2 protein-coding genes are annotated in these 8728 nt (G+C 39.6%); both read left to right on the top strand.

The window, feature by feature from the left end; translation table 11 throughout:
- Window positions 1-2508, top strand: a 2508-nt coding sequence (locus ACFINM_RS00525; protein ID WP_375639551.1) for a Vomp family autotransporter, incomplete at its 5' end; no start/stop codon positions are given.
- A gap of 823 nt (window positions 2509-3331) precedes the next feature.
- Window positions 3332-8728 (top strand): hypothetical protein (locus ACFINM_RS00520; protein WP_375639546.1); only part of this gene is annotated, 5397 nt, incomplete at its 3' end.

Below are 8728 nucleotides of genomic sequence, written 5' to 3'. Positions count from 1 at the left end.
AAGACTACAGCACCCGTTTCCCTCCATAATGTTAAAGATGGGAAAATTGCTGAAGATTCGCATGATGCGATCAATGGTAGGCAGATTGAAAAAATATCTGGAGATGTAGCAAACATTTTGGGTGGGAATGCGGAATTTAGCGACGGTATTTTGTTCGGTCCGCTCTATCATTTATCGCGCATTTCTGAAGATGGCGTAGCAGTATCTAAAGACCATAATAATGTTGGTGACGCTTTGACAGGGCTTGATGACAATATCAACAATGTGAATAGCCGCTTAACACATGTAGCAAATGAATTTACTCAGAAAATTGAGGGTGTTTCTAAAGATTCTCTATTGTGGAGTAATGATGAGCAGGCATTTGTAGCACAGCATGGAGCAGACAAAGAAAATAGCAAAATTAAGTTTCTTGCCAATGGAGACATTTCTGCTAATTCAACCGATGCAGTGAATGGTTCGCAGCTCTTTGCTACTAATCAGAATGTTAACACTGTTACAAATAATCTGACAACAATTGCTAAAAATATATCAAAGTATTTTGGTGGTGGTGCAGATGTATCTAACGGTAAGGCTCCCACTTATACAATTCAGGGTAATTCTCATAATGATGTTGGTTCTGCTTTTAATGCTGTTGATACTTCTATCACGAATATCCAAAATCAGATTGCGAATGCGACAAAAAATAGCCTCGTTAAGCAGGAGGAAAATGAAAGTACTATCACCATAGGTAAGGCAACAGGAGGTTCTATAATTAATATTGCAAATAATGCAGGCAACGATAGGACAATTTCTGGTGTGAAGGCAGCTGTGAATGGTAATGAAGCTGTTAACAAAGCCCAGCTTGATAAAAGTATAGAGAAGATTTCTAATGATATTAATCTTACAAGTGCTGCTGCAGTTCTTTATGATAAAGAAAACGATACCGTTAATTATAATAGCATAACTTTGGGTGGTGATAAGACTACAGCACCCGTTTCCCTCCATAATGTTAAAGATGGGAAAATTGCTGAAGATTCGCATGATGCGATCAATGGTAGGCAGATTGAAAAAATATCTGGAGATATAGCAAATTATTTTGGTGGTGGTGCCTCGTTCGAAAATGGTGCTTTTAAAGGACCAAACTATAGTTTATCTGTTATTGTTGAAGATGGTCAGGTGGCAAAAGCCAATTATCATGATGTTGGCTCAGCTTTGAGTGGTCTCGATGCAAATGTGAAGAGTGTGAATAGTCATCTCACGAATGTGGTCAATAATTTTACACAAAAAATCAATGATATTACACAAGAAGTCAAAGGGGATGCTTTGTTGTGGAGCAATGATGAGCAGGCATTTGTAGCACAGCATGGAGCAGACAAAGAAAATAGCAAAATTAAGTTTCTTGCTAATGGAGATATTTCTGCTAACTCAACCGATGCTATAAATGGTTCGCAACTTTATTTGATGAGTAATCAGCTTGCTGCATATTTTGGTGGTGGCGCTGGCTATAATAATGGAGAATGGACTGCTCCTACTTTCAAGATAGCACAATTCAAAGCTGACGGGAGCTCTGGTGAAAAGAAGGATTATCATAACGTTGCCAGTGCTTTTGACGGCGTAAGTGAGAGTATGTCTAAGATAAACGACCGTATTCAAAGTGTTGAAAACAATGTCTCGTCCAATGGTTTAAATTGGAATGAGCAGAAAAAAGCTTATGACGCTAGCCATGATGGTCAACCAAGTAAGATTATCAATGTAGCAGATGGTAAAATTGCAGAAGGTTCAAAAGATGCAGTCAATGGTGGACAGCTGTGGGAGACCAACGAACGTATCACTGGCGTTGAAAAAGATATTAGGCATATTGAAAACAGAGTCGACAATATTTCCACTACGGTTACGAATATTGGTGAAACGGTTTTCAATATTGAAGACAGAGTTGATAATATTGAGAACACGGTTAATAATCTTTCTGATGGTGCAGTTAACTATGATAAAGATGTTGATGGTAAAAAAACCAATAAGATCACTCTAAAAGGTGGCAACGAAAGTGAACCTGTTATGATTGATAATGTTGCCAATGGTCGCATTGAACAAGGTTCGAAAGAAGCTGTGAATGGTGGTCAACTGCATGATTACACTCAGCAACAGATGAAAATTGTTCTCGATGATGCAAAAAAATATACGGATAGTCGGGTGGATAATATTGTTATTAATGCCATTGATGATGCTGTTGATCGGTCTGACCGATATACAGATATGAAGTTTAATATTTTAAGTTATGACATTAAGAGCGTACGCAAAGAGGCAAGGCAAGCCGCCGCCGTTGGTCTAGCAGTATCCAACCTACGTTACTTCGACGAGCCGGGATCTTTGAGTGTCTCATTTGGTAGCGGCGCATGGCGTGGACAATCCGCATTTGCTCTTGGTGCTGGTTATACATCTGAAAACGGAAAAATCCGCTCTAATCTCTCTGCCACGAGTGCTGGTGGTCATTGGGGCATAGGTGGTGCAATTACTCTGAAAATAAAATAATACGAACAACGAAAACAGAACAAAACATTCCCCCTTATTTATTGAAATAAGGGGGAATATTTTTTTACAGACGCACAGTATTTATCTAGAGATAAGCATAATATTTGATGAGGCTATAAACTGTGAGGTTTTATAGAAGATTTTTCTATATTTTGTTGAAAAAAGATCACAGTAGAATCCATATTGCTAAAAAGTTATATTTTTATGTTGCTATTTTCATGAACAGCCTATAGCAATATGGGAGTGTATATTAGTAAGACTCATTTTGATAAAATAATTCAAAGGGGGATAAGTAGTGCGTAAAGATAAAAGGTACATCACAGGACCGCGCATATATCATTATATGATATATTAAAAAGAAAAAATCCAACTAAAAAGCCAGTTATCCAAGGAAAACTATATTCCGGACATATTACAATTTCTTTTTACTTTACTTATTATTAACAAAACCATGCTTTCTAATAAAAATAAAGTCTATAATTAGGAAAATACATACTACAACCTAGTACAAAGGATTTTATAGTAACCGCTACCAAGTAAAATGTAATATTAAATATAAAGACCCCTTTTTAGTTAGAAAAAACAGCACACTAAAAAACTTAGACTCTAAATGTGTCATCTTTATGTCCACAAAACATAATCTAAAAAACAAACATTTAGGTCTCAATACAGAGAGCGCAAACAAAACAAAACTAAAGACTCAAAATGTTCACACTCTAAGCAATGATCGTCTACTCTGAATTCCAAAGATATCAATAATGCTAAAATGTGTCTTTTTTATGTTTTGGAGGTGTTTTTAAGTTTTTTCATTGGAGAGTTTGTTATGAAAAAATTATATGCCCCACAAGCTGCGAGTGAATTAAAACGTTCTCGTTTTTCTTTTGTTAAAGTTCTTTCGTTGGCTATAGCGGCTACATTCTTATCGAATGTTACTCCTAGTTTTTCGGCAAATGTCGATTTAAGCAAAATGTTCCTTGAAGGTGTCGAGAGCGCTGTTGTAGGAGCTCCACAAAATGTTATCTCTGCTTATGATCGCGATAACAGTGATTTAGAGGCTTCTAGTGCATCAAAGGAAAATTATATAACAGCGTTGAGTGTTGCGACGACACCTAAGGTGGATGTTGCCAGTGACTACGCAAATTTTCTCATCAATACTCTTTCTAGTAACAGTGATAATAATTCCACAATAAATGCTTTGACGACAAATGCTTTGACAACAAGACAACTCATTCCTGTTAGTCAACTGCAGCGAGGTGGTGACAGAGGTATTGAGTTGGGTGAGGGGGCGAATGCGCCCTCTGTGTCGTCTATTGCGATAGGCAATAAGCAAGACTGTGAAGGCAAAAACTGTTATTACTACGCTGCACGTGCGTTAGCTGAAAGAGCGATAGCTATCGGTTTATCAGCTTATGTTGAAAATTATGAGGGGATTGGTATTGGTACTAATGCAACAGTATCAGCTGATAATGGTGTAGGTGTAGGTGCCTTTACACAGGCGACAGCAAAAAATGCTATCGCTTTGGGGTATGCAGCAAAGGCGACAGGTTTGAGTAGTATTTCTATAGGGCGCTCGGCGCACTCTTTGGGCCAGCATAGTATCGCAATAGGTTCTGAAGATACTAAAGATGATTATACAACTGCGAAGGCTGATTATTCAACGGCTGTTGGTTCTGTTTCTAAAGCTTTGGAATATGCTACGACTGCTATAGGACATCGTGCAAAGTCAGCCGCAAAGAATGCTACTGCTTTGGGTTTTTATTCAGAAGCAACGGCAGAAGGAAGTGTTGCTCTAGGAAGCGATTCTGTATCTGATAGGGCTGCCTCTGCTTTGGGTTACACTTCTTTGTTGCAGGGTCCTTCACAAAGCGCTGAGGCGCAATGGAAAAGTACGCGGGGCGCAGTGAGTGTTGGTAATTTTGCTAAGGGTATAACGCGACAAATTACAGGCGTAGCAGCTGGGAGTGAATCTACCGATGCAGTTAATCTTAGACAGTTAAAAGACTTAGAAAGTGTCGTAAGAAATGAAGTTGCTGATGTAAGAGGCAGTATTCTTCTTAAGAAAAATGATGAGACAAAAGTTATCACTATTGGTAAGGATCTATGGGAACGATTTGATCTTGATTTTAGCGGCCCTAAAAGCGACCCTCGGACCATTTCAGGTGTGGGCGCTGGAATGCTTTCGGAAGAGTCGACGGAAGCAGTCAATGGTTCTCAGTTGTTTACTACAAATCAAAATGTTACAACTGTAGCCACGAATATAGCCAAGTATTTAGGTGGTGGCGCTAAATATGAAAATGGCGCGTGGACCGCTCCTAAATTTACTGTTAAGTCCGTTAAGGATGATGGCGAAACAGAAAACAAAGAATATCCTGATGTAGCGGATGCACTTGCCGGTGTTGGAAGTTCTATCACGAATGTTCAGAATAAATTGACTGAACAGGTTAATAATGTGATTACCAAAGTGGAAAGCGAGAGCTTTGTTCAGCAAGACAAAACAACGCATCGTCTCACTATTGGTGCAAAAGTAGGTGGCGCAGAAATCAATATTGCAAATGAAAGCGGTGCGGATCGGATAATTTCTGGTGTTGGGGAAGCAAAGAACAATAATGACGCTGTTAACAAAAGCCAGCTTGATAGCAATATCAAGAATGTCAATGATAATGTAACAAATAAGTTTAGCGAACTTACTAAAAACATAACGAATATTACTCAGCAAGTTAAAGGTGATGCTTTGTTATGGAACGATAAAGCTAATGCCTTTGTAGCACGTCATGAAAAGAGCAAAGAAGAAAAAGGCAAAGCTGTAAGAACACAAGAAAACAGTAGAATTACGTTCCTTGCAAAGGGTGAGATTACCCTAAACTCAACAGATGCAGTAAATGGTGGTCAGCTCTATACAATGGGTAACACGCTTGCAACCTATTTTGGTGGAGGTGCTGGATATGATGAAGTGGGCATATGGAGAGAACCGGATTTCAAGATCAAGCAGTTTAGTGAGGATGGTACTTCTTTTGACAAGAACTATACGAATGTAGCTGATGCACTTGCCGGTGTTGGAAGTTCTCTCACGAATGTTCAGAATAAATTGACTGAACAGGTTAATAATGTGATTACCAAAGTGGAAAGCGAAAGCTTTGTTCAGCAAGATAAGACAACGAGTCGTCTCACTATTGGTGCAAAAGTAGGTGGCACAGAAATCAATATTGCAAATGAAAGCGGTGCGGATCGGATAATTTCTGGTGTTGGGGAAGCAAAGAACAATAATGACGCTGTTAACAAAGGTCAATTAGATAAAGGTTTGAAGGATCTTTCTACCAGCCTTCAATCAGATGACTCGGCTGTTGTTCATTACGATAAAACAGGTGATGAAACTGATTATACGAGTGTGACTTTAGGCAAAGGTAAGGATAAGGCAGCTGTTGGTCTTCATAATGTTGCCGATGGTCAGATTGCCAAGGGTTCACATGATGCAATCACGGGTGGACAGATTAATAAAATCGGTGAGGATGTAGCTAAGTTTTTAGGTGGAGAAGCGTCCTTTAAAGATGGAGCTCTTACACAGCCAACGTATAAATTATCTTACATTGCTAAAGATGGAGTTGTAACAGAGAGTGACTTTCAAGGTGTTGGAACCGCTTTTTCAGGTCTTGATACAAATATCAAGAATGTGAATGCAAGGATTAAAGAGGTTTCTGAAGGAGTAGCACAGGATTCTTTGTTATGGAGCAAGGAAGCCGATGCCTTTGTAGCGCGTCATGAAAAGAGTAAAGAAGAACAAGGCAGAGCTGTAAGGACACAAGAAAACAGTAGAATTACGTTTCTAGCAAATGGTGAGATTAGCGCTAAATCAACAGATGCCGTAACGGGTAGTCAGCTTTATTCGCTGAACGAACAACTTGCAACCTATTTTGGTGGTGGTGCTGGATATGATAAAGAGGGCAAATGGAAAGCACCGGATTTCAAGATCAAGCAGTTTGGTGAGGATGGTACTTCTTTTGACAAGAACTATACGAATGTAGCGGATGCACTTACAGGTGTTGGAAGTTCTATCACGAATGTTCAGAATAAATTGACTGAACAGGTTAATAATGTGATTACCAAAGTGGAAAGCGAGAGCTTTGTTCAGCAAGACAAAACAACGCATCGTCTCACTATTGGTGCAAAAGTAGGTGGCGCAGAAATCAATATTGCAAATGAAAGCGGTGCGGATCGGATAATTTCTGGTGTTGGGGAAGCAAAGAACAATAATGACGCTGTTAACAAAAGCCAGCTTGATAGCAATATCAAGAATGTCAATAATAATGTAACAAATAAGTTTAACGAACTTACTAAAAACATAACGAATATTACTCAGCAAGTTAAAGGTGATGCTTTGTTATGGAATGATGAAGCCAATGCCTTTGTAGCACGTCATGAAAAGAGCAAAGAAGAAAAAGGCAGAGCTGTAGCCACTCAAGATAACAGCAAAATTACGTTTCTTTTAGATGGTGATGTTTCTAAAGATTCAACGGATGCTGTCACGGGTGGACAGCTTTATTCGCTGAACGAACAACTTGCAACCTATTTTGGTGGAGGTGCAGGTTATGATGAGCAAGGACAATGGAAAGCTCCAAGTTTTAAGGTTAAGACAGTTAAGGATGATGGTAAATCTGAAGAGATAGACTATGGCAATGTGGCGGATGCTTTGGCTGGAGTTGGTAATTCTGTTACGAATGTAAAAAATGAGATCAGCAAAGAGATTACGAATGTAGTGAGTGATAGCCTTGTCAAGCAGGATAGGATGGGTCTTATTACTATTGGTGCGGAAAGAGGCGGCAATAAAATCAATATTTTAAATCGGGATGGTGATGCTCGAATTCTTTCTGGTGTTAAGGCAGCGCAAAATGGGGACGAGGCAGTCAATAAAGCGCAGCTTGATGCAAGTCTGAAGGATCTTTCCAGCAGTCTTCAGTCAGAAGATTCAGCAGTGGTTCTCTACGATAAAAAAGAGGGTGAGAATGGCGGCATTGATTACACGAGTGTGACTTTAGGTAAAGGTAAGGATAAGGCGGCTGTTGGTCTTCATAATGTTGCTGATGGTCAGATTGCCAAGGATTCACGTGATGCAATCACGGGTGGACAGGTTAACAAAATCGGTGAGGATTTAGCTAAGTTTCTTGGTGGAGAAGCATCCTTTAAAGAGGGTGTTTTTACAGTTCCGACTTATAAAATCTCTAATGTTTCTGACGATGGTACAGTAACGGCTAATTCACATAACGATGTTGGTAGCGCCTTTGCGGGTCTTGATACGAGTGTCAAGAATGTGAACACTCATCTGTCTAATGAGGTCAAAAAGTTTGATGAAAAACTAAGTAATATTACGCAAGCAGTTCAAGGCGATGCATTGTTATGGGGCAAGACTAAAGGTGCGTTTGTAGCGACGCATGGGGACAATAAAGAGAACAGCAAGCTTACATCACTTGCAGCTGGCTCTATAGTATCAGGCTCGAGTGATGCGATTACGGGTGGACAGATTTATGATCTGCAAAAACAGTTTGCGACGTATTTTGGTGGAGGAGCAGGTTATAATGAAAAGGGAGAATGGGTTGCACCTACCTTCAAGCTTAAAACTGTCAATTCTGATGGTAGTGCTGGTGAGGAAAAGGTTTACAATAGTGTATCGGAAGCATTTGCTGGAGTTGCGAGTTCTATCACGAATGTTCACAATGATGTGACCAATGTAGTCAGTGATAGCCTTGCCAAGCAGGATGATAATACGAAGGTTATCACTATTGGTAAAGAAGTAGAAGGTACAGAACTCAATATTGCCAACAGTAAGAAAGAAGACCGGATACTTTCAGGTGTTAAGGCAGGAGTACTTTCAGCAGAATCGACAGAAGTTGTAAATGGCTCTCAGTTATTTGCGACTAATAAAAATGTTACGACAGTGACTACTAATCTAGACAGTGTTTCTAAAAATACATCGAACTATTTAGGTGGTGGTGCTGATGTGCTTGTAGGCAATCTTCCGACGTATGTTGTTGGTGGTCAGTCATATCATGATGTTGGTTCAGCCTTTAGCGGTGTTGATACATCGCTGACAGATCTTCATAATGAGCTTTCTAAGAACAGCAATGAACTTACACAGACTATTGAGCAGAATGCTTTGTTATGGAGCAAGGAAGCCGATGCCTTTGTAGCGCGTCATGAGAAGAAGCAAGAAGAACAAGGCAGAGCTGTC

Origin of the sequence: Bartonella sp. AA168HLJHH (assembly GCF_042197365.1) — a bacterium.
In the GTDB taxonomy this organism is placed as follows: Bacteria; Pseudomonadota; Alphaproteobacteria; order Rhizobiales; family Rhizobiaceae; genus Bartonella.
The sequence above is the reverse complement of the archived record's forward strand: the minus strand, read 5'-3'. Positions and strand labels throughout refer to the sequence as shown.